This is a genomic window from Microvirga roseola (genome assembly GCF_020866965.1).
Classification (GTDB): domain Bacteria; phylum Pseudomonadota; class Alphaproteobacteria; order Rhizobiales; family Beijerinckiaceae; genus Microvirga; species Microvirga roseola.
Genome location: NZ_JAJATX010000062.1, coordinates 1 through 20327 on the forward strand (window position 1 = coordinate 1; position 20327 = coordinate 20327).

At 60.7% G+C, this 20327-nt stretch carries 18 protein-coding genes and 4 pseudogenes; 13 read left to right on the forward strand and 9 right to left on the reverse strand.

Features of this window, described 5'->3' with window-relative positions:
• Positions 1 to 44 precede the first annotated feature (44 nt).
• Positions 45 to 261: pseudogene (locus tag LG661_RS21125) on the reverse strand (NAD(P)-binding domain-containing protein); the annotation flags it as partial.
• 567 nt (positions 262 to 828) lie between these two features.
• Here LG661_RS21125 and LG661_RS21130 point away from each other — a divergent pair.
• Entirely contained in the window at positions 829 to 1668 is an 840-nt protein-coding gene (locus LG661_RS21130; RefSeq protein WP_230533986.1) for a universal stress protein, read from the forward strand.
• A gap of 296 nt (positions 1669 to 1964) precedes the next feature.
• Positions 1965 to 2843, forward strand: a complete 879-nt coding sequence (locus tag LG661_RS21135; protein ID WP_230533987.1) for a LysR substrate-binding domain-containing protein — start codon at positions 1965 to 1967, stop codon at positions 2841 to 2843.
• An 89-nt stretch (positions 2844 to 2932) separates the two neighbouring features.
• Here LG661_RS21135 and LG661_RS21140 read toward each other — a convergent pair whose 3' ends face one another.
• Both LG661_RS21140 and LG661_RS21145 read right to left on the reverse strand, forming a co-directional pair.
• A complete protein-coding gene (locus LG661_RS21140) occupies positions 2933 to 3925 on the reverse strand; it encodes a TerC family protein (protein WP_230533988.1) in 993 nt (330 codons plus the stop codon).
• A 309-nt stretch (positions 3926 to 4234) separates the two neighbouring features.
• A pseudogene (locus tag LG661_RS21145) lies at positions 4235 to 4626 on the reverse strand (ZIP family metal transporter); the annotation flags it as partial.
• Positions 4627 to 4923: 297 nt separating this feature from the next.
• On the opposite strand from LG661_RS21145, the gene LG661_RS21150 reads away from it, so the two are divergent.
• Positions 4924 to 5442, forward strand: coding sequence for an IclR family transcriptional regulator domain-containing protein (locus LG661_RS21150; protein ID WP_230533989.1), 519 nt, complete (start codon positions 4924 to 4926; stop codon positions 5440 to 5442).
• Positions 5443 to 5724: 282 nt separating this feature from the next.
• Entirely contained in the window at positions 5725 to 6285 is a 561-nt protein-coding gene (locus tag LG661_RS21155; protein ID WP_230533990.1) for a GNAT family N-acetyltransferase, read from the forward strand.
• A gap of 89 nt (positions 6286 to 6374) precedes the next feature.
• Here LG661_RS21155 and LG661_RS21160 read toward each other — a convergent pair whose 3' ends face one another.
• Genes LG661_RS21160 through argH form a run of 4 tightly spaced genes read right to left on the reverse strand, consistent with a single transcriptional unit; the run spans position 6375 to position 10364 of the window.
• Positions 6375 to 7208, reverse strand: coding sequence for an ABC transporter substrate-binding protein (locus tag LG661_RS21160; protein ID WP_230533992.1), 834 nt, complete (start codon positions 7206 to 7208; stop codon positions 6375 to 6377).
• Positions 7209 to 7235: 27 nt separating this feature from the next.
• Positions 7236 to 8000 carry an amino acid ABC transporter ATP-binding protein gene (locus tag LG661_RS21165; protein WP_230533993.1) on the reverse strand — a complete coding sequence of 255 codons (765 nt, stop codon included), beginning with the start codon at positions 7998 to 8000 and terminating at the stop codon, positions 7236 to 7238.
• A gap of 2 nt (positions 8001 to 8002) precedes the next feature.
• Positions 8003 to 8881 (reverse strand): amino acid ABC transporter permease, encoded by an 879-nt coding sequence (locus LG661_RS21170; protein ID WP_230534008.1) that lies wholly within the window; start codon positions 8879 to 8881, stop codon positions 8003 to 8005.
• A 55-nt stretch (positions 8882 to 8936) separates the two neighbouring features.
• On the reverse strand, positions 8937 to 10364 hold the full coding sequence (gene argH / locus LG661_RS21175) for an argininosuccinate lyase (protein WP_230533995.1): 1428 nt from the start codon (positions 10362 to 10364) through the stop codon (positions 8937 to 8939).
• A 132-nt stretch (positions 10365 to 10496) separates the two neighbouring features.
• On the opposite strand from argH, the gene LG661_RS21180 reads away from it, so the two are divergent.
• On the forward strand, positions 10497 to 11390 hold the full coding sequence (locus LG661_RS21180; RefSeq protein ID WP_230533997.1) for a LysR substrate-binding domain-containing protein: 894 nt from the start codon (positions 10497 to 10499) through the stop codon (positions 11388 to 11390).
• 325 nt (positions 11391 to 11715) lie between these two features.
• Here LG661_RS21180 and LG661_RS21185 read toward each other — a convergent pair whose 3' ends face one another.
• A complete protein-coding gene (locus LG661_RS21185; RefSeq protein WP_230533999.1) occupies positions 11716 to 11967 on the reverse strand; it encodes a hypothetical protein in 252 nt (83 codons plus the stop codon).
• 951 nt (positions 11968 to 12918) lie between these two features.
• On the opposite strand from LG661_RS21185, the gene LG661_RS25700 reads away from it, so the two are divergent.
• From LG661_RS25700 to LG661_RS21200, 3 genes are all read left to right on the forward strand, one after another.
• Positions 12919 to 14091: a helicase-related protein gene (locus LG661_RS25700; RefSeq protein WP_456085521.1), complete on the forward strand. Its 1173-nt coding sequence runs from the start codon at positions 12919 to 12921 to the stop codon at positions 14089 to 14091.
• Positions 14052 to 14426 carry an SUV3 domain-containing protein gene (locus LG661_RS21195; RefSeq protein WP_230534002.1) on the forward strand — a complete coding sequence of 125 codons (375 nt, stop codon included), beginning with the start codon at positions 14052 to 14054 and terminating at the stop codon, positions 14424 to 14426. Before LG661_RS25700 ends, LG661_RS21195 begins: the two co-directional genes overlap by 40 nt.
• Before the next feature lie 355 nt (positions 14427 to 14781).
• The gene (locus tag LG661_RS21200; RefSeq protein WP_230534003.1) at positions 14782 to 15681 is read left to right on the forward strand and encodes a sulfurtransferase; all 900 of its coding nucleotides are present in this window, start codon (positions 14782 to 14784) and stop codon (positions 15679 to 15681) included.
• 179 nt (positions 15682 to 15860) lie between these two features.
• Here LG661_RS21200 and LG661_RS21205 read toward each other — a convergent pair.
• A pseudogene (locus LG661_RS21205) lies at positions 15861 to 16002 on the reverse strand (O-succinylhomoserine sulfhydrylase); the annotation flags it as partial.
• A 248-nt stretch (positions 16003 to 16250) separates the two neighbouring features.
• Between LG661_RS21205 and LG661_RS21210 the strand changes: the two are divergent.
• The 5 genes and pseudogenes from LG661_RS21210 (at position 16251) to LG661_RS25705 (ending at position 20118) form a co-directional block, all read left to right on the forward strand.
• Positions 16251 to 17312 carry an ABC transporter substrate-binding protein gene (locus tag LG661_RS21210; RefSeq protein ID WP_230534005.1) on the forward strand — a complete coding sequence of 354 codons (1062 nt, stop codon included), beginning with the start codon at positions 16251 to 16253 and terminating at the stop codon, positions 17310 to 17312.
• Complete coding sequence (locus LG661_RS21215; RefSeq protein WP_230534006.1) at positions 17312 to 18076, forward strand: ABC transporter ATP-binding protein; 765 nt, start codon at positions 17312 to 17314, stop codon at positions 18074 to 18076. Before LG661_RS21210 ends, LG661_RS21215 begins: the two co-directional genes overlap by 1 nt.
• On the forward strand, positions 18073 to 18825 hold the full coding sequence (locus LG661_RS21220; RefSeq protein WP_322098901.1) for an ABC transporter permease: 753 nt from the start codon (positions 18073 to 18075) through the stop codon (positions 18823 to 18825). Before LG661_RS21215 ends, LG661_RS21220 begins: the two co-directional genes overlap by 4 nt.
• Before the next feature lie 35 nt (positions 18826 to 18860).
• Positions 18861 to 19238 carry a SaoD/DsrE family protein gene (locus tag LG661_RS21225; RefSeq protein ID WP_230534007.1) on the forward strand — a complete coding sequence of 126 codons (378 nt, stop codon included), beginning with the start codon at positions 18861 to 18863 and terminating at the stop codon, positions 19236 to 19238.
• 187 nt (positions 19239 to 19425) lie between these two features.
• Positions 19426 to 20118: pseudogene (locus LG661_RS25705) on the forward strand (IS6 family transposase).
• Positions 20119 to 20327: the final 209 nt, after the last annotated feature.

Consider the following 20327-nt stretch of genomic DNA (forward strand, 5'->3'; position numbering starts at 1 on the left):
CCTGAATTAACATCACACCCGGATCACCCTCATGGGGCAGGCCAGAGCTGATTCACGGTCTTGACCGTAGCCCCTTGCCCCGCGCGTTCGCCAACAATAAACACCTTCTCCGAGAGCATTGAAGATGGGCTTCATGCTTTCGAACACAGGCTGCGGCGCCGCCGCCATGATGGTGAGCGTTCCAGCCTTTGCACCCGCCACCCCACCCGATACGGGAGCGTCGACGAACCGCCGTCCGGTGGCCTCTACGCGCGAGGCCAGCGCTTACTCGCCTGTCGCTCCGGGCTCCGCCGGGTCCATCCACAGCCAGACTGCGTGAAACCGGGCCACCAGGGGTCGCTTGCGGTGCGCTCGATGATGATGGGAGTGGCCGCCTTGGCACAGGCCGTCACCTCGGACACGACCGCCTGGGGGGCGCACCGGCCTTGGCCAGCCGTTCGGCACATCTGCCTGAAGCGGCTCAATGAGGAGAAACGAGGCCAAGGCGGCGATGATCTCCTGCATAACAGCAGTTCCTTGTACCGGTACGCGATGTCGGATTGGCCCGACATCGCAAGCGCGCCGGCAGCGCTCGCCAGAGGGACCCGGGCCATGGGCTAAGGTGCATACAGGGGGCCAACTGTCGCGGTGACAATGCAGCAGATCGTCAATCGTTACCATTGGTATAATCAATGGCCCCGACGAGCCGAAGGGCACACATCTTTGGGGGATTCCCCTAGTATTAGTGCGTATATTGCGTCCCGTGCGGTCCGTCTATCTGACTGTAACAGGAACTGCAGACGGGGCGCTGCTTACGTCGCATATCAGGTACACCAGAGGGAATGTGTCATGGCCTACAAGGATCTTCTGGTTGAGCTCACCAGCTACCCGGAGCGAACAGCCAACGCTGGGATCGGGCAGGCTGCATCAGTAGCGGCGTTGCTCGGGGCACATCTCACTGCAATCACATTCGAGATTGAGCTTCCTCATGTCGCCAACACCCTTGCCAGATCGGTTCTCAACATCGATGACATGGTTGCGGGGGAGCGCCAGAAGAGTTCTGCGCGCGCCCGTAACCTGGTGAGCGAGTTTGAGGCTGCGGCAGAGCAGCGAGGAATATCCCACGACCGGGTCATTGAGGTTTGTCAGACCTCCGAGATTCCAGACATTCTTGTCGATCATGCCCGGCTGCGCGACCTGACACTGGTGCCAGTTGGAGACGACAGTTTTCAGCAGTACCTCGCCGAGAGTGTCATTTTCGGTTCCGGACGACCCGTGCTCATCCTCCCTGAGGCCGCCAAGCGCGAGTTCGCCCTCAAGACAATTGCGGTCGCATGGGACGCGAACCGCCCGGCTGCGCGGGCTGTTGCCGACGCGCTACCCCTGCTGGCTATGGCAGACGTTGTGCGCGCCATTACCGTTGTTGACGAGAAGCCGCTGCGTGCCCGTGGTTCGAGTTCCAACCTCGTCCGGCACCTGAACCATCACGGTATCGCGGCGGTGGCCGACGAGGTGAGCGCGGACAACCGTCCCGTCGGTGAAGTTCTGGACAGCTATTGCCAGGAGCATGATGTCGACCTGCTCGTGATGGGTGCCTACGGTCACTCCAGAATGCGCGACTTTATTCTCGGAGGCGCGACCAAGAGCATCCTGGCCAGTCCCGTGCGTCCCGTCCTCCTTGCCCATTAAGGCGGACAGCGGATTCTCCACAGAGAACGTAGCACGGAAAGCATCTCAAGAGCGGCCTTCGACACAGATCTGTCGGGTGCCGCTCTTGCACCTCTTTCAGACCCAGTGCCGGCGCACTCCGCATTGGGTCTGCATGGACCCAATCGCCTCTGCCTGCCATTTCCATGCTCACGGAGATGAGCCAGTGCCCAGGAACCGCTGGGGCGGAGGCTGCAAAGCATTGACCTGACCAGATGTATTCAACCTGTAACATTGGTGGTATCAATGTTTGTTCCGCAAGCTTCGCCTGCCGTGCCATGCCCACACCGCTGCCTCCTTTCGACCTGGACTTGCTTCGTACCTTCGTCACGATTGTAGATAATGGCGGCTTCACGCGCGCCGCCGAGCGCATTGGGCGAACCCAGTCGACAATCAGTCTGCAGATCAAAAGACTGGAGGATGGTCTCGGCAAACGTGTCTTCGACCGGGACGGTCGTGAGCTTCAACTAACCCCTGAAGGTGAGATCCTGCTTACCTATGCGCGTCAGATGCTGCGGCTTGGCGATGAGGCGCGCTCACGGCTCATGGAGCCTGATATCGCCGGAACCGTGCGGCTTGGAACACCCGAGGATTTTGCGACGACGCATCTGCCCGAAGTCCTGGCACGCTTTGCCCGTGCGCATCCCCAAGTGGCGCTTGATGTCAACTGTGACTTCACCGTGAACCTGCTCGATGGCTTCTCGAAGGGCCAGTATGACCTGGTCCTGTTCAAGCGTGAGCCCCAGGGCGGGGTTGGAGGTGTCGGTGTCTGGCGGGAGGTTCTGGTCTGGGCCGCCTCGCCGCGACTTGTGCTCACCCCGGGCGAACCGCTCCCGCTCGTCCTTGCCCCTGTGCCGGATGTCTATCGTAAACGGGCGCTCGCGAGCCTTGATGCGGCAAAGCGGGGTTGGCGGGCAGTTTACACAAGCCCGAGCCTGAACGGGCTCCAGGCCGCTGTTCGGGCGGGGCTCGGCATCACGGTCCTACCGCGCGAGATGGTCACGCCTGGCCTTCTCATTCTTGGCGAGGACGAACACGGCCTGCCACCATTACCTGATACCGAGATCGTGCTCTACCGCGCTCCGGGGGCTTTGTCGCGAGCGGCAGAGCTCTTGAGCGAGCACATCATTCATTCTCTGGAGGCGCCCGCAGCCTAGGAAATGCGAAACGGAGCAATCCGACAGGATGCTATGATAATTGCATCAGGGCTGGAGAGTTCTCCAGCCCTGATGCACTGCAGAGGCTTTTAGACAGCCGTGTGGGACTTTACCTGACCCTGCGTCTTCCACAGGGAGAACAGCACGCCACTGGCGATTAGGACCAGGGTGACGCCGAGCGAGATCGCTGGGTCAAGCTTGCCCACCATCTGGTTCCAGAAGATCTTGCCTCCGATGAAGACCAGAACGACGGCTAGGGCGTACTTCAGGTATTCAAAGCGGTGCACCATCGCCGCAAGGGCAAAGTAGAGGGCCCGCAGGCCCAGGATCGCCATGATGTTTGCCGTGAACACGATGTAAGTGTCGGTAGTGATGGCGAAGATCGCCGGCACGGAGTCGATAGCGAACACGAGGTCGGCTATGTTGATCACGACCAGCGCCAGGAACAGCGGTGTAGCCCACAAGACCAGACGTCCCGTCTGCAGGTCGGGCTTCTTCACAAAGAAGCGCTCGCCATGGAGCTCGGGAGTAACACGCATGCGCTTGGAGATGAGACGAATGACCGGGTTTTTCGAGACATCCTGCTCGCCTTCGCTGGTCACAAGCATCTTGATGCCCGTGGCAATGAGAAAGGCACCGAAGATGTAGAGCACCCACTCGTATTCCTGCACCAATGCAGCGCCGGCTGCAATCATGATTCCGCGCAGCACCAGGACGGCCAAGATACCCCAGACGAGCGCCCTGTACTGGTACCTGGATGGAATGGCGAAATAGCCGAAGATCAGTGAGATCACGAAGACGTTGTCGATGGAGAGCGCCTTCTCAATCGCATAACCAGTGAAGTACTGGATGCCTGAGGTTGGGCCCATGGACCACCAGATCCAGCCGCCGAACGCAATGGCAATGGCGATGTAGAAGGCTGAGAGCTTGAGGCTCTCGGTGACCCCGAGTTCCTTGTCCTGGCGGTTGAGAACACCAAGGTCAAAGGCGAGAAGCAAGCCGACGAGCCCTAGAAAGCTCAGCCAGAACCAGGCAGGTGTGCCGAGAAAGTCGGCGGTGAAGAATGAGAGAATAAGGTCCATAACGGGCGATCCCTGCTTAGGCGGATGCGAACAGACTGCTGCGCTCCGCATGACGTGCGCAGGTCCGACATCACGGCAGGATCGCCGTCAGAGGGGCCCGGACCTCTCTGGACCGTCAGAATTGCCGCGGATCACGGCTTCTTGCAACCGCTGGCGCATCAATGGCTGCCATTGGCAGAATTAATGGTCTGCTCTTCGGGACAGCAGGCGTTGCCACAGCGCAGCTAGAACGGAGGCAGCAACAACTAATTGCATCTTCCGCCAGCGATGGGGAGTGCCTGCGGAAGCGAACGGAGTTCAATTGCTCAGTTACCGTAGCAGAACGAGGCTGAGCGCCACGACCGCCATGCCGGCGATCATGCCGTAGGCGGTCTCCCGTCCCCGATCATAGCGCGTGGCCGCCGGCAGCAGTTCCACCAGGGCCAGGATCACCATCATGTCGGACAAGATGCCGAACCCCACCCCAAGGGTGGCCGGAGACATGAAGGGCTCCAGGGCAAGATAGCCCAGAATGGCCCCGATTGGCTCAGCGAGGTCAGCTATCAGGGACGCCAGAACGGCCTTTGAACGGCTACGGTGGCGTAGTAGACCGGAATGGTAATCGAGACGCCCTCCGGGATGTTGTGAAGCGCTATCGCGACCGCCAGGGATGCTCCAACAGCCGGGTCTTCCATTGTCGCAAAGAAAGTCGCCATCCCCTCATATGGCGGACGATACTGTATCCGGAGTGCAGCAGGTTCTTACTCACCGGAAGGTTCTCGGCGCTGGAGACCCCAGGGGATCGGCCGAAGCGATATCGCTTCGGCCAGCCGGATCAGCCAACCTAGTGCCCATCGGGCCCTGAAAAGTCTTGATCGCCGAGGGCTTCGTCGAGCAGGTTGACGCGAGCCGCAAGTACCGGCTGGCCCTCGACTTCTTCGTGCTTGCCGCGCGGGGCTGCGCATTCGGGCGGACTGCGCAACGCGGCCTGGCCAGCGCTTCTGCGCCTGACCTCGACGTTGAGCGACAGCATCTTCCTTCTGGTGCGGAACGGGTTCTACGCCGTCTGCCTGGACCGGGTGGAGGGCCCGCTCCCGATCAGGACCTTCACGGGCGATGTCGGCGGCAAGGCGCCCCTCGGCATCGGGCAAGGCAGTCTGGCCATCCCGTCGTTCCTGCCGAAGGAGGAGCGCGAGGCTGTGATTCGCTTCAAAGTTCCCCGCCTGCTCGACCGGGGCGGCTTAGACGAGATCGGATTGCGGGTTCAGATCCAGAAGGTCCGCAAGACAGGCTTCTGCAGTCTCAACACCGGCCTGATCTCCGGCATGGCTGGTGTGGGGGTGCCGATCCACGATCCGCAAGGGCGGGCCGTGGCAGCCCTGAGCACAGGCACTTTGTCCGAGCGCCTAAAGGGGGGATTGGCTGCCGCTGGTGGTCAATTTGGTACGGAACGAAGCAGAAGGGATCGCTCGGTAGTTCAACCCTTTGATCCAACCCTCCACTATCCTGCCCGAAGCCTTGGGATGGAAGCGGCGTAGCCCGCCTGGCCGGCGGCTTTGGTTATGATGACCAAAGGTCCGCGGCTGGCACAATTCACACGCTGCGGCTTGGTCTGCCTGCCGGCGCAGAGCAAAGGTCGTGAAGAACAGGGGAGCTTCCCAGTTTTGCCAAATGGCGAAATTGACGGGGACGCCAGACGTTCCTGGAGGGTAGAGAAACTAGAGGCTGACCTGGAACGGTGACCCGGAACTATTGTTCATTCCCTAGGTCAGGATTAGGAGGGCTCATTACCGGGTTGCGTTCGAGCAGGAAGATAAAGGATGGAAGTCAAGGTTCGGACAGCGCAGCAAGTCGATGCGGCAGCCATTGCCCGTCTCCATTTTAGTACGTGGCGAAAGACGTACCGTGCTCTCGCGCCTGAGGCCGCCTTCCGAATGCTCACGCAGCCGGTGCGGCTATCTCGCTGGCAGGAGATGCTTTCTGTTGAGGAAGGCGGACGGGCTATGCTGCTGGCTGAGGTCGAGGGGAGCCTAGCGGGTTTCGGAGTGGCTGGTCCTTCCACACACAGGGCATTCCTGGATCGGGCGGAGGTCAAGTTCCTCTACGTCGACAGCGCGTTCAAGCGGATGGGCATTGGCCGCCGCCTGCTTGCTGAACTCGCCCGCGCTATGGTCACTCACGGCTATGGCAGCATGGCGCTTGGCGTCGTTATCGGGAACGATCCGGCCATCGCATTCTATGAGGCCCTGGGAGGTCGGAGGGACGGAACGTACACCGATCCAGGTCCTGTATGGCGGTCGGAGAATTACATCTATATCTGGGACGACTTGCGGGGGCTCGCGGAGCAAAACCCGGCAACGACCCGCACCTCAGAGGAATAATGTTGCCGAGGTACACCTTGGCTCAGTAACTGAAGCGAAAGGGGATGAGCTCGGCCGAGTCTGGCGCGAGCCCATCCTCGGGATGGAGGTTAGTCGGTACCCTGGTTGATCGCGACAGGCGAAAGCTTGTTCGCCTGAAGGCCATACTTCTTCAGGATCTCATCATAGATGCCCTTTTGCTGAAGACGCTCCAGAGCCTCCTTTACGGCATCGCGGAGCTGGGTCTCTGTCTTGAGAACCGGAATACCGGAGAGCGAGGTCGTAAATGCATCGCCTATCAGCACGTAGGTGTTCGGCTCCTGAGATTGGAAGTAGGGCAGGGTTTCATTGCCCTGGACTGCCGCATCAATACGCCCGGTCTTGAGCTGCGTTCGGGCATCCGCCGAACCCTCTGTGCCGATCGCCTCGATGGCGGGTTTGCCCTTCGCGACACAGTTCTCCTGACTCCACTCGGTGATCTGGCGCGGCCAGTTGGTAGAGCGGCTGGCCCCGACCTTCTTGCCGCAAAGGTCCTGAGGGGTCTTAATTGTCTCTGCATTGGCCGTCGTGGTGTAGAACTGCGCACCCGATTTCATGTAGTCAACGAAATCGACGATCTCGCGCCTTTTGGGGAGATCGCTCATGCCGCCGAGCGCCAGATCGACGCGTCCCGTCTGGAGCGAGGGAATCATCTGGGCGAAGGCGATCTCCTGCCACTCAATGTCGACGCCAAGCTCCTTGGCGAGAGCTTCACCGAGATCGATGTCGAAGCCGGTGAGCTTATTGGTCGCCGGATCCTTGAACGTGATCGGTGCATAATTCGGCATCGTCGCAACGACGATCTTTCCTGACTTCTTGATCCGTTCAGGAAGTTCCACTGCCTGAGACGGCGCCACAACGCCGAGCACCAGTGCACTCGCCAGCAAGCCTGCAAAAAGTTTCATTGTCTTTCGTCCTTTCAGGGAACAGTTTTAGGCAAGGACCGCGGCGATGAAGTCGCGGGTCCGCTGCTGTTGCGGATGCACCAGCACCTCCTGCGGTGGGCCCCGTTCCACAACAGCCCCCCGATCCATGAACACTACTTCGTTCGCGACCTCGCGGGCGAACCCGAGTTCATGGGTCACGACAATCATCGTCATGCCGGAGCTGGCAAGATCTCTCATGACCTCCAGAACCTCACCGACAAGCTCCGGGTCCAGTGCAGAAGTCGGCTCATCGAACAGCATCAGCTTCGGCTTCATAGCGAGAGCCCGGGCAATCGCAACGCGTTGCTGCTGGCCGCCTGACAGCTCCGACGGGTAAGCATCCCGTTTGGCGGCCAGCCCCACGCGATCCAAAAGCGCCATGGCTTCGTCGACAGCCTCCTTTCGACGGCGCTTCTGGACCGTCACCGGTCCCTCTATGATGTTCTCTAATGCGGTCAGATGTTGAAATAGGTTGAAGCGCTGGAAGACCATCCCACTCGTCAAGCGTTGGCGGGCGCTCTCTGCGTCGGTCAGTTCATAGAGCTTATCGCCGACCCGCCGATAGCCGATCAGTTCCCCATCGACCCAGATCGCGCCGGAGTCGATCCGCTCAAGCTGATTAATGCAGCGAAGGAACGTGCTTTTCCCCGATCCCGACGGGCCGACGATGCACAGCACCTGGCCCGCTTGGATGTCGATTGAGACGCCATCCAGCGCCTGAACCGAGCCGAAGGACTTGCGGACGTCGGCCGCGACGACGATTGGCATCATGCTCAGGCCTCTACTGCTGGCGTTGCCGGCCGAGTCCGGCGCCGTCCCGAGCCCTTGGCAAAGTAACGCTCGAGGAAGTGTTGGCCGATCGTGAGAACCGTCACAATCATCAGATACCAGGCTGCCGCGACGATAAGAAGTTCGATAACGCGCGCATTGGCATAATAGATGGTCTGGGCATTTCGCAGGACCTCAGCAAAGCCGATCACGCTCGCGATCGAAGTGAGTTTCACCATACTGATCACTTCGTTGCCGACGGGTGGAATAATGACCCGCATGGCCTGCGGAAGGACAATGCGCCGCAGGGTGGTCAGCCGGGTCATGCCAATGGATTTTGCCGCCTCGGTCTGGCCGGTATCGACTGACAGGATACCGGATCGGACCACCTCCGCCGTGTAGGCGCCCTGATTGATGCCGAGGCCGAGGAGAGTGGCTACGAACGGAGTCATCACATCCACCATGCGAACCTCAAATAATCCTGGAATTCCGATCCGCGGGAAGACGAGGGCTAGGTTGAACCAGATGAGCAGCTGAAGCAGAAGTGGTGTGCCGCGGAAAAACCAGATGTAAAAAACCGCAACTCCTTTCAGGACCGGGTTCGGCGACATTACCAGAATCGCGAACAGGACCCCGAGTGCAATCCCGAGCGCCATGGCGCAGAAGGTCATGATGATCGTGTTTACGAGGCCATTGAGGATGGATTGGGCTGTGAGGAACTGGCCTACGATATTCCAGTCGATCTGACCTTCCGCAAACGCCTTCACCACGTAGCCGAAGACGAGTAGGATCAGGACGCTCGCCATCCAGCGTCCATAATGACGGCGAGGCACATGGGTCAGATGTGCAATCGACGGATCAAATTTTTCAGGCTTCATGCCCATACCTATCGCAGAGGGGGCGGCGGTGCTGCTCATTTCTGGTTTCCTCGCTCATGCCTCATCCGGCGCGCGGGCCGTCATAGCGCATTGCCCATTCCCGTTGACTATCGAAATTTGCACGTAGCCGCTCCAACTGCTCGGTCACGCGCTGGGGTGCGGTTCCCCCATAGCCATCGCGGGCTCTGACGGCGGCCTCCGGCGTCAGAGATTCTTTGATAGACATGTCAAGGCGAGCGTCCACCGTTGCGAGATCGTCTCTGCTCAAGTCTCCAAGGCCGATGCCCCGATCCTCACAGTAACGAACGAGAGAGCCTGTAATTTCATGAGCCTCTGAGAATGGGACGCCTTGGCGCGCCAGCCAGTCGGCCACTTCGGTGGCGAGCGTGAAGCCGTCGGTCGCCTGTCGCCGGAGCTCAGCGTTGTTCACACGCATCGTGCGTATCATGCCGGCCATAGCGGGCAGCACTACGGAAAGGGTATCCACAGCTTCAAATGCGGCCCGCTTGTCCTCTGCGAGATCGCGATTATAGGCAAAGGGCAGTCCCTTGAGGGCTGTGAGTATCGTGCTTAGCCCACCGGTGAGTCGGGCGGCTCGGCCACGCGTCAGCTCTGCAATGTCGGCATTCTTCTTCTGCGGCATGATCGACGAGCCGGTTGCATAAGCATCATCGAGCTCGATCCAGCGGAACTGCCGCGAAGACCAGAGGAAGACTTCTTCGGCAAGCCGGGACAGATTCACACTCATCATGGCAGTGACGAAGAGGAACTCCGCCACGTGGTCGCGACTGCCTACTGCATCGATCGAATTCTCGCACGGATCGTCATAGCCGAGTTCACGAGCGGACAGCTCGGGCTGTTTTGCAATGCCCGAGCCTGCGAGTGCGGCGGCTCCGAGGGGCGAGCGTGCCGTACGCCGATCCCAGTCCTGCATCCGTCCGATGTCGCGGGCGAAGCCTTGGGCATGTGCAAGAAGTTGATGGGCGAAACTCACCGGCTGAGCCGGTTGGAGGTGTGTGAAGCCAGGCGCAAGTGAATTGAGGTGCTGCTCCGCCTGAAAGGCAAGCGCCTCCTGAAGAGTAAGGAGGCTCAGGACAATCCGTCGGCCGTGGTCACGAAGATAAAGTTTCAGGTCATTAGCTGCCTGATCGTTGCGCGAGCGTCCGGCCCGCAGCTTACCGCCCAGCGCCCCGAGCTTTTCGATGAGGATGCGCTCTAGAAAGGTATGTACATCCTCGTCCGACGCCGAGGGAGTGATGATGCCGGCCGCAACATCCGTACCGATCGTAGCAAGAGCCGTTTCGATTGCCTCACCTTCAGCTCGCGTGAGCAATCCAGCTCTAACAAGCTCTCGAGCATGGGAGAACGATGCGGCTAGATCGTAGGGAGCAAGACGGAAGTGGCTGGCCTCCGAGCGCGAGAGAGCCATGAGTTCCGGAGATGGACCGGAGCGAAATCTCGAGCCCCAGAGAACATTTGCCGTTGTCATCGATATCTACCCTTTGCTGTTGATGTCCCAAGGGAAACTTCTGCTGGCAAATGAAAATTCGTCACTACGGTATTCCCTTTTGGAATAGAACCGGTGTAGCCCTGAATTGCCACCCAACCTCTCCGCACGCCCATGAGCATCCATCGCCTTCCAAGTTCCATGACAGCCCTCCGGGTTCTGCTGGCTATTGCAGAGCATGGTACCGCTTCAGGCGCGGCGGAAGCCGTCAACCTGACCCAGAGCGCCGTCAGCAAGCACCTCCGGGGACTGGAGGAGTCCCTTGGGGTTGCTCTATTCGCCCGCGGCAGTCGAGGGCTCGTCCCGACAGAGGCTGGGCGCATTTATGTGAAGCATGTGCGCCTTGCATTAGCCGAGCTTGAGGCAGCCGCCGCCCATATTTCGGCTCTCAAGGCATCGCCTTGGTCAGTGCGGCTCCATGTCCTGCCGATCATCGGAGACCGCTGGCTGCTCCCGCGCTTCTCGCGCTTTGCGGAACTCCACCCTGAAATCGATGTGCAATTTACGACCTTCGTTACGGCCGACACTGCCGAAACTGCTGACGGCGTATTCCGGTTTGGGGAGGGTCAGTGGGCAGGGCAATGCGCGGACTACTTGTTCGGCCGGGATGTCGCTCTAGTCGGCACGGCAGCGCTCGTCTCGCGGCTAGGGGGCATCCAAACGGCTGAAGATGTTCGCCGTTACACTGTTCTGGATCATTTCCAGACACCGCTGCGCTGGAGTGAATTTGCAGCGGCACATGGGCTCGGTGAGTTCAAGCCGAACCACACCATTCGATTTGGGTTCTACTCCCTAGTCATCAGAGCTGCGATCTCGGGCCAGGGGCTGGCTCTGGTACCCCGTCGTCTGGTGCAGGACGAGCTCGAGAGTGGTCGACTCATCAACCCGGCCGGCCTCGGTTTCCAAAGCCGCAATGCCTACTGGTTTACGATACCAGAGGATCGTCCAGTGCGTCCTGGCTTAGCGGCGTTTCACAAATGGCTGCTCGCAGAGGTGCAAGCCCCCTAACCTGCCCAGTTCTCAAGCCAAGGTCTTGTCTTGGCACATTGTTGAAGAAGACCATACGTCTGCTTGGGGTGGAAACGTTAGACGCTCCTGAAGGGCAGAGGAACATCAGTGCCTGACCGATGCTGTTGAAAAACTCTCGCCACGTCGTTTTCAATAGCGACAGAATACCTGATGTAGTAGCCGCTCAAGTAAATCCATACGAAATGTAGACATCCGGAATCCCGTAGGCGAGTTTTTCAACAGCATCGACCCACTGCTGACGCTCCAGGTCTCAAGCCCGGCTCAGAATCGCGACGCAACCTTCAAACGGATGTAGCCCTAATTCTCAGACAGGCACCCGCTTGGCAACATCGGACGGAATGGGTTCCGAGGAATGAGCTGCAGTCTGCTTGAGGTCGCGCAATACATTGTCGAGCCCCACCGATCCAGAGACGCTGCCGAAGCCGAGTGTCTTGAAACGTTGGAGGAGTCGCTCATAGCCCGCATGCGCTGCCGATCCGGCTCGAATGTGCGGAAGGGCAGGCAGATTGCTGCTTGGGCGCTTTAGAGGTTCGGGAATGATCTGGCCGCGAGGCATGCAAAGATGCTGGAGCCAGGGCCAGTCGGAATACTGTTCGGCACCAGGCCTGGGATTCTCCCCCACCTGGACGGACCAACAGCCTTCACCGCGTTCCGGTTCCAGCCATGGCTCATTCCAAAATGTAGGATCTGCCGTTGGACGGAGGGCACGGTTCGCGACGAGCGGTGTTGACACTGTCTTACCCGGCAGGAACGCTAGGGCATGGCACGCAAGCGAATCCAAGACACCGCCGAGATCCTCCAAGACGCGATCCGCAGGGTGGCCCCGTCGCGGCGCGACGTCGACACCGAGGGCCTCCGGCGCTACCTGGGCCTGCCCGAGCACGACGGGTTCGTCGACGACGGCCGGGTGGTCTCTGCCCTCACTGAGATGCGGGGCCTCAAGGAATGGGCTGCAAAGGGGGCCAGGGATCTCGCCAAGGCAGTCCCGTCCCTGCGCTGCTCCGAGGGCGACGGCGGCGCCGTCTCGTGGTCCGTGCGCGTCTGCCTGCCGCTCCTCGACGACGGGCGCATGGAGCTGCGCCTCATGCTGCCACCGACTCCGCAGATGCTGGAGATTCTGAACGTGATGGCGGTCCGCAACGAATCGCGCCACCGTTTCGACGAGTTCAAGGCCGAGGTCGACCGCGTCGAGCGGGAGACGAGGAAGTCGATGCATCGGGTGGTCAACCGACTGCGCGAGGACGTGCGCGCGGACCTCGCCGAGGTCGGCTCGGGCGCCGCAAGCTACGCCGAGCACATGGACCATGCCCTGCGCTCGCGCCGGTACGAGTTCTCCCCGGATCTGGTCCGGGCCTTGCCCGGCAAGTTTAAGGAGCTCCGGACCCGTGCGAAGAGGCTCGCCCACCAAGACGCCGGCATCCGGAACCTGCGCGAGCGGGTCGGCTTCGGCACCTACATCGACAAGTTCCGCGCCGCGCGCGGCATGGCCCGTCAAATCGTCTTCCACATGGGCCCCACCAACTCAGGCAAGACCCATGCAGCCCTGGAGAGGCTTGCGGCGGCCGGTAAGGGCACCTACCTGGCCCCACTGCGGCTCCTGGCCCTGGAGAACTACGAGGTCCTGCGCGACCGCGGCCTCAACGCCGGCATGGTTACAGGCGAGGAGGTCTTCGGCGAGGAGGGCGCCACCCACGTCTCGCGCACCATCGAGACCGCGGATCTGCAGCACACCATCGACGTGGCGGTGATCGACGAGATCCAGATGATCTCCGACCCGGACCGCGGCTGGGCTTGGACCAATGCACTCTTCGGCATTCCGGCCAAGACCCTGATCCTGGCCGGCTCCGACGACGCCCTGCCGTACGTTCGCCGGGCTTGCGACGCAGCCAATGAGAGCCTAGAGGTGGTCGCCTTCGAGCGCAAGACGCCGCTCGTCCTGCTCGACAAGCCGGTCCCGTTGGAGGAGGTGAAGGCCGGCGACGCCGTCGTGGCCTTCTCGCGCCAGGCGGTGCACGAGCACCGCGAGGTCCTCGTCGGCCTGGGGCACACCGTGGCCACCATCTATGGGGCGCTTTCGCCCGAAGTGCGCCGCGCGGAGGCCGAGCGCTTCCGCACCGGCGAGGCGGACGTGCTCGTCACGACCGATGCTATTGGCATGGGCCTCAACCTGGGGCCCCTGCAGCGGATCGTGTTCTCCGCCCTGCGCAAGTTCGACGGGCGCGAGGACCGCCCACTCACCAACCCCGAGATACGCCAGATCGCCGGGCGAGCCGGCCGCTTCGGCCACCACGACGTGGGCTATGTGGCCGCCACCACGGAGGAGGGCATCGATCCGATCCGTAAGGCGCTCGCCGGCGCTCCGGCGGCACCGGCCGCGGATTCGCGCTTCTACGCCCGCCCCGACCTCGTGGCGATCAGGGCCGCGGCCTCAGAGCTGCGCACCGAGAGCCTGGGGGGAGTGCTCACGCACTTCGCCCAGGCNCGGCCGCGGATTCGCGCTTCTACGCCCGCCCCGACCTCGTGGCGATCAGGGCCGCGGCCTCAGAGCTGCGCACCGAGAGCCTGGGCGAAGTGCTCACGCACTTCGCCCAGGCCGCCTTCTACGAGGGCTCACCGTTCCAACCCTCGGACATGGACGCCATGCTGCAGGCCGCGGAGATGGTCGACCGCACCAGGCTGAACCTGACGCAGAGGTTCGCCCTGTCGATGGCGCCCATCGACCAGCGCGACGAGCTTTCGTTCCAGGTGCTCAAGGGATGGACGCAGATGCTGGCCTCGGGTTCCGGCGTTCCGGCGCTGCGCGGTAACCTCTTAGCCGAGCTCGACCACCAGGAGCGCACGGTGCGACTCGCGGGGGCTTACCTGTGGCTGTCGCGCCGCTTCCCGGACGCATTCGACGACGCGGACCGGATGCGGCAGGTGCGGGCACAGGCCAACGAAGCCATCGAGCGCCATTTGCAGGAGACTGCCACGAAGCGGGCGGCCAAGCGCGTGACCGTCGGAAATAGGCGCTAGATGGAAAGCCCATGGCTTGCTCTATGGGCTCCGGAATGAGTGAGGGTCGCCAGACTGAGCATTCCTCCTAAAGTCTTCGTCGGCTTACTAAGGCAGGCCGGACGTCCCGGTCATTGTATCGATCTTCTGCTCGTGACCGGATGCAGACCTCAGTGATTACGATCACGATGTCCTAGTAAGAGCCGACGGGGCAAATGTGACGATCGCTATGGCCGACCTATAAACCTCAGCATCTCGAGAGGGCGTAAAGAAGCTATATCTGGCTTAAGACCCCTAATCCTGAACAAGATAGCGTTATTACCTGCTTTGTGCTGGACAAAGGCGTGGAGGTGGCCAAATCCTGAGCCACTGTAATTTGCATGCGAATTTCGTGAGGATGACTGCCGTGATTGCTCCTCCACTCATTACTGTTTCCTGGCTTACAGGACATCTATCCGATGCCACGCTTCGAGTGATCGATATTCGTTCAAGCGGCAACAGCAGCGAAAACGCCTTCGATACTGGCCACATTCCTGGCGCCGTACACAGCGACTATGCCGCGGATGGATGGAGGATCGCGCAAGGAGGGGCCGGCGGTCTTTTGCCCGATCCCGCCGCCCTGGCCCACCTTTTAGGACGCCTGGGGATCACGCCCGAGAATCATGTGGTGATCGTATCCGCTGGGCTGACACCTGCCGATTTCAGTGGCGCCGCCCGGGTTTGCTGGACCCTGAAGATTGCAGGCCATGATCGCGTCTCAATCCTGGATGGCGGTTTTGAGGCCTGGCGCTTGGCCGGCCAGCCCATCGAGACAGGTCCATCCGCTTCTCCCGCGGGTGCTCCTTACCCAGTGCGGATCAAGGAGGTCATGCGCGCCACGGTAGGCGATATTGATGAGGCGATCACGCATGCGACCGCGGCCCTGCTCGACGGCCGCTCACGGGCTCAGTACGAAGGCCACGAGAAGAGCCCGCAGGCGGCCCGTGCAGGACGCCTGCCGGGTGCCGTCCACCTGGACCATAGCCAAGCCTTTGCGCCCGGAACCGGACGCCTGCGCCCTGCAGCAGAACTGGAGCAGCTCTTCGGATCGCTGCCTTCAGGGCCAGTGGTGAGCTACTGCAACACTGGCCATCTCGCATCCACCAACTGGTTTGTCCTGTCGGAAGTGTTGGGGCGTACCGGCATCACTCTCTACGATGGCTCCATGTCGGAATGGACCCAGGATCCCGGCAGGCCAGTCGCGACCGGTGCAGCCGAGGGCGGCGGGGATCATTAAACCTAATCAAGGGCTTGGAGTAGGTCGGGGAGCAGATCATCCTTGTGCTCCAGTCCGACCGACAGGTGAACCGGTCCTTCAGAGACGCCCATCTCGGCCCGTTCCTCAGTCCACGACCAGCTTGGTCTCAAACGCGTTGATACGACTCTAGGAGATGGAGACGGTCGGGGCTGAGAAGGGGCATACAGGAAACCCGAGCTCTCGCCCTTGAAGCGGGCCTCGCAATCTTCCACGTAGACGTGACCTTGCGTGAGAAAGAGCGCCTCGGAGATCTCGCCGAACTCGGACCGCAGCATCTTCATGAACTAGGCGGGTCTGCACAGGCGACGATCACTCATTGCTCCTCATCCGTTAGGATCTCACCTTTGCCAGTCACGCAGGAGCGGAACACGATCTCGCATAAATACAGATTAAAAAGTGAAATATAAAAATTGCACGCAAAAATTTGACTTTTTCTCCTGCGCCCCCCAGATTGGGGCAGCGCTGATCGGGCGAGAAATGCGCCTGGAGTACGGCAACTCCGAAAGTTTTGAGATACTACCGGCCGTTACTCACTAGAGGAGTAGATCATGGGCTGCTGCGGCAAACCATTTACCTTCGAACCTGAAGGATCCCTCGTTGCCGCTGCCCCGCCGGTCAGCCGGCGCGGCTTGATCAAGGGCGTCGCGGCAGCTGCCGGGGCGCTCGCTACGTTTAGTGGCGGTGCATCCGCTCAGTCCCACCCAATCAAGCTGGCCTTCTGCAGTCAGCTCCTTTGTGTTGTCCCCTATGAGGTTGCCCGTGCTGGCGGGCACTTCGCAAAAGAGGGGCTTGATGTGGAGCTGGTCTATACACGCGGGGGCAATGCTGCGATGCAGGCCCTTGTCGGCTCCGCTGTCGATTATGCTGCGACATCGCTCGACGTTGCGCTCCAAGCTTATGTCCGTGGTGCTGAAATCCGCCGTTTTGCTACCACAGGCCGCCTGCCGCTATTTGCCGTCGCAACAGCACCTGATAGCGCGCAAGAGATCAAGCAGATTGAGGATTTAGCTGGAAAGACTATTGGCGTCTCGGCTCTTGGTAATGCCGACCATGCTTTGATGCTCTTCTTGCTAAAGCGTGCGAATGTTAACCCCACTACAGTACAATTTGCAACGCTCGGTCCGAATCTCCTCGAGGCGCTGCGCCAGGGGCAGGTTGATGCCGGCCTCGTGCAGGAGCCAGCTCTGACGCTGGTCGAGAAAGCCGGTGGACGCGTTCTAGTGAATGCGATGGACAGCAAGGACGCCGAACAATTCCTCGGCGGGCCCTACGAGTTCATGGGCGTTGCTGTGCGAGCAGGGGAAATCGAGGCGCGACGGGCGGAGATGGAGAAGCTCGCGCGAGCTCTGCGAAGCGCTCTGCAGAGCCTGCAGAGCATGTCCCCGGAAGAACTCGTTAAAGCGCTGCCACCAGCGCTGACCACGGGCGCCAACTTGGATGAGATGCGCGAGGTCTTGGCTCGTTATCGTGCATCCCTGTACCCGACGACGGTGGCTATCGACCTGAACGCCTCTGCACGCGTTGCTGAAAGTTTGAAGACTGCGGGCCTCATCCCACCCGATGCAAACACATCTGGTCTTTTCGATACCTCGATTGTCGGAGGCGGCTGATGCTGCGCGCCAACAACATCGCCCTGTCGTACGGCAATGAGCCTGTTCTTGCAGGGGCAAGTGTTTCTGTCGAGGCAGGCCAGTTTGTCAGCCTTGTTGGACCATCCGGCTCCGGCAAGAGCAGTCTGCTACGCGCTGTCATGGGCCTACAAAAAACCACGGCGGGAACTATCGAGACCTCAGGGCTGAAGCAGACCGAAATCGGCATCCTGTTTCAGGACGATGCTCTCCTGCCGTGGCGAACGGCGCTTGAGAACGTTGCACTTGGTGTCCGCCTCCGCGGTGAAGCTACTCGCTGTGCCTTCAAGCAGGCAGAGGTGTGGCTTGAGCGGCTTGGACTGGCAGGGCTCGGCGGGCGCTACCCGCGAGAGCTGAGCGGAGGTCAGCGCAAACGTGTCGCTCTGGCGCAGGTCCTTTGTCTGCGCCCGCGCTTGCTCCTGATGGATGAGCCCTTTGCGTCGCTCGATGCTATCGTTCGCGCTCGCGTCACTCAGGATGTCGTTGACCTTGTCGAGGGTGAGCGCATCGGCGTTCTGCTCGTGACCCACGATCTCGAAGAGGCAATTGCCCTCTCGGATGTGGTCTACCTGCTGTCGAACGGGCCCAGAGCTCATATCGCCAGCCACTATTCGATACCGATTCCTCGCCCAAGAAATCTCGTGAAGGCCCGGTCTCACCCGGCATTTGCGCCGCTCTATGAACGCCTTTGGTCTGACCTGTCCGAAGTGGTCGATGGATCCCGGCGGTTGGGAGTTGCCGCATGAAAGTTCTTGATCGCGTTTGGCTGCGCCAGCTCCTTGCCTTGGCCGTAGTGCTGGCCCTCTGGGAGGCTGCCGGACAGGCCGGTTGGCTGAACCCGCTGTATGCGCCGCCCCCGAGCCGCATTGCAGCGGCCCTGTTCGAGCTGTTCAGCCAGGGAACCATCTGGTCGCACATCGAGGCGACTTTCGGCGCCGCTCTTGGCGGGCTTGTTCTCGGTATTGTGGTGGGCGTTGCCTTGGGAGCCGCTGCCGCTCTCATACCTTTTGTGGCGGAGCTGCTTGAGCCCGTAATGATGATGCTCAATGCGGTGCCTCGCGTCGTGCTAGCTCCGCTGTGCATCATCTGGTTCGGCATCGGACTGGGCTCGAAGGTGGCGCTGGCTTTTGTGCTTGTGACAGTCCTTGTGTTCTTCACCGTCTATACAGGCATCAAGCAGGTCGACCGGCGGTTGGTTGAGCGCGTGCGGACGCTCGGAGGCGGGCGATGGACTGTTCTGCGCGAGGTCTACCTCCCCTTTGTGACTGCGTGGATTATGGGCAACCTGAAGGTTGCCGTTGGTTTTGCCTTCACCGGAGCCGTCGTTGGTGAGTTCGTCGGCGCAAGCCGAGGCCTCGGCTATTTGCTTTCGTTTGCCCAAAGCACTTACAACTCTGCTCTGATGCTGGCTCTGGTGTTCCTGATTATGGGATTCGTGCTCGCGATTTTCGGTGCCGCAGGAAAACTTGAAAAGCATCTTCTGCGCTGGCGCTGACCACCGCTGAGCTCTCCGAGAGAAGGAAATATCTGGTGAAAGTCGCTTATGTCTTTGCCACCAACAACGCTGCGACCTTCAAGCTCGCGACCATGATTCTGCCGCAGCTTGAGGCCGGCAATCACGGCGCTGACGTGGTCGGGATGATGTTCTTCGACGACAATATCTTTAGCTTGCGTCAAGGTGACCCAGTCGGCGAGCGGCTTGCAAGGGTTGCCGAGGAAAAAGGCATTCTTCTCATGGTCTGCGACCAGTGTGCTCTTCGCCGTAACCTGGCTGAAGGGACGCCTGAGAGTTGCGGGACAGGCGCAGTTACGGCGAAGGGGCTGGTCAAGGGCGTCGTCGCAGGCTGCTTCCCGCAGCTGTACGGGGCCTTGGCAGGAAGTCCCCCAGATCATGTGATCACTCTCTGAGCCTACTTGGGGCCGCGTGGCTCGGGCGCAACCGGTTCAGCCAGCTGGCCCTAGGTGGGCATCGTCACATTAGTAGGCGTCTGACTGAGGCCGGGCAAAGAAGAGATTGGTTTCTGGCGGCGAGCGCAACAGGGAGTTATGGTCACTTTAACTCGGATGTGAGGGCGAGCCGTGTAGCCCAACCAGCATGAGCAAGCCTAGCAGCGACAAACTCCACCGCTTTCCGGCTGAGTCTCTCGCATACCTGGTGTGGCTGTATTTCAGGTTTCCGTTGGGCCTGCGGCTGATCGAGGAGATGTTGCTCGATCACCGCACTCTCTCGTTTCCTTCGAGACCGTCCGTCGGTGGACCTCGAAGTTTGGACCGAACTACGCCCGCCGCCGCAAGCGCAAGCCGCCGCGTCATCTGGCACTCGGATGAGGTTTGTGGTCACCATTGCTGTTCAGAGGCACTGGCTGTGGTGGGCGGTTGATCAGGATGACTATGCCCTTGACGAGATGTCCAGAGCCGGCGTGACACTAGGGCCGCCAAGCGCCTGATCAGGTGCCTTCGGACGAAGCAGGGTGGCTCTCCGCGTCGGGTGATAACCGACAAGCTTAGCTCCTACACTGCTGCCCAGCGTCATATCTTGCCTGCGATAGGACATCGCTCGCATGAGGGACCAAATAACAGAGCGGAGAACCCGCATCTGCCTCCGCGCCGGCGGGAGGAGATCATGCAGGGCTCCCGATTGCCGGGAGAGGTGCAGCAGTTCGCGACTGTCTTAGCCGTCCGCAACCTATCCGTTCCACCCCGCTCCCGCCGCTCCCCTCTCGCCGTCTATCCTCACCGCCTCACTGCGGTGGCGGGTTGGAGATCTGCGGCGGGCGTCATCGCCTGATCCGCCAGGTGGCCGAGATTGTCTCTGTACGCCAACTGTCAGTAAACGTGACATTGCCCGCTTGAGATCTCCTTCCGAAGTTGATGGTTGAGCGAGGCAGCACTTCCGGAGTTTTTGCCTAGGGAGCACCTAATCAGGCGAGGTGGTCACGTTTCAAAGTCAGGCTAGGCTCAGGACTCGTTAACTGAGGTAGAAGGCCACTGAAGCAG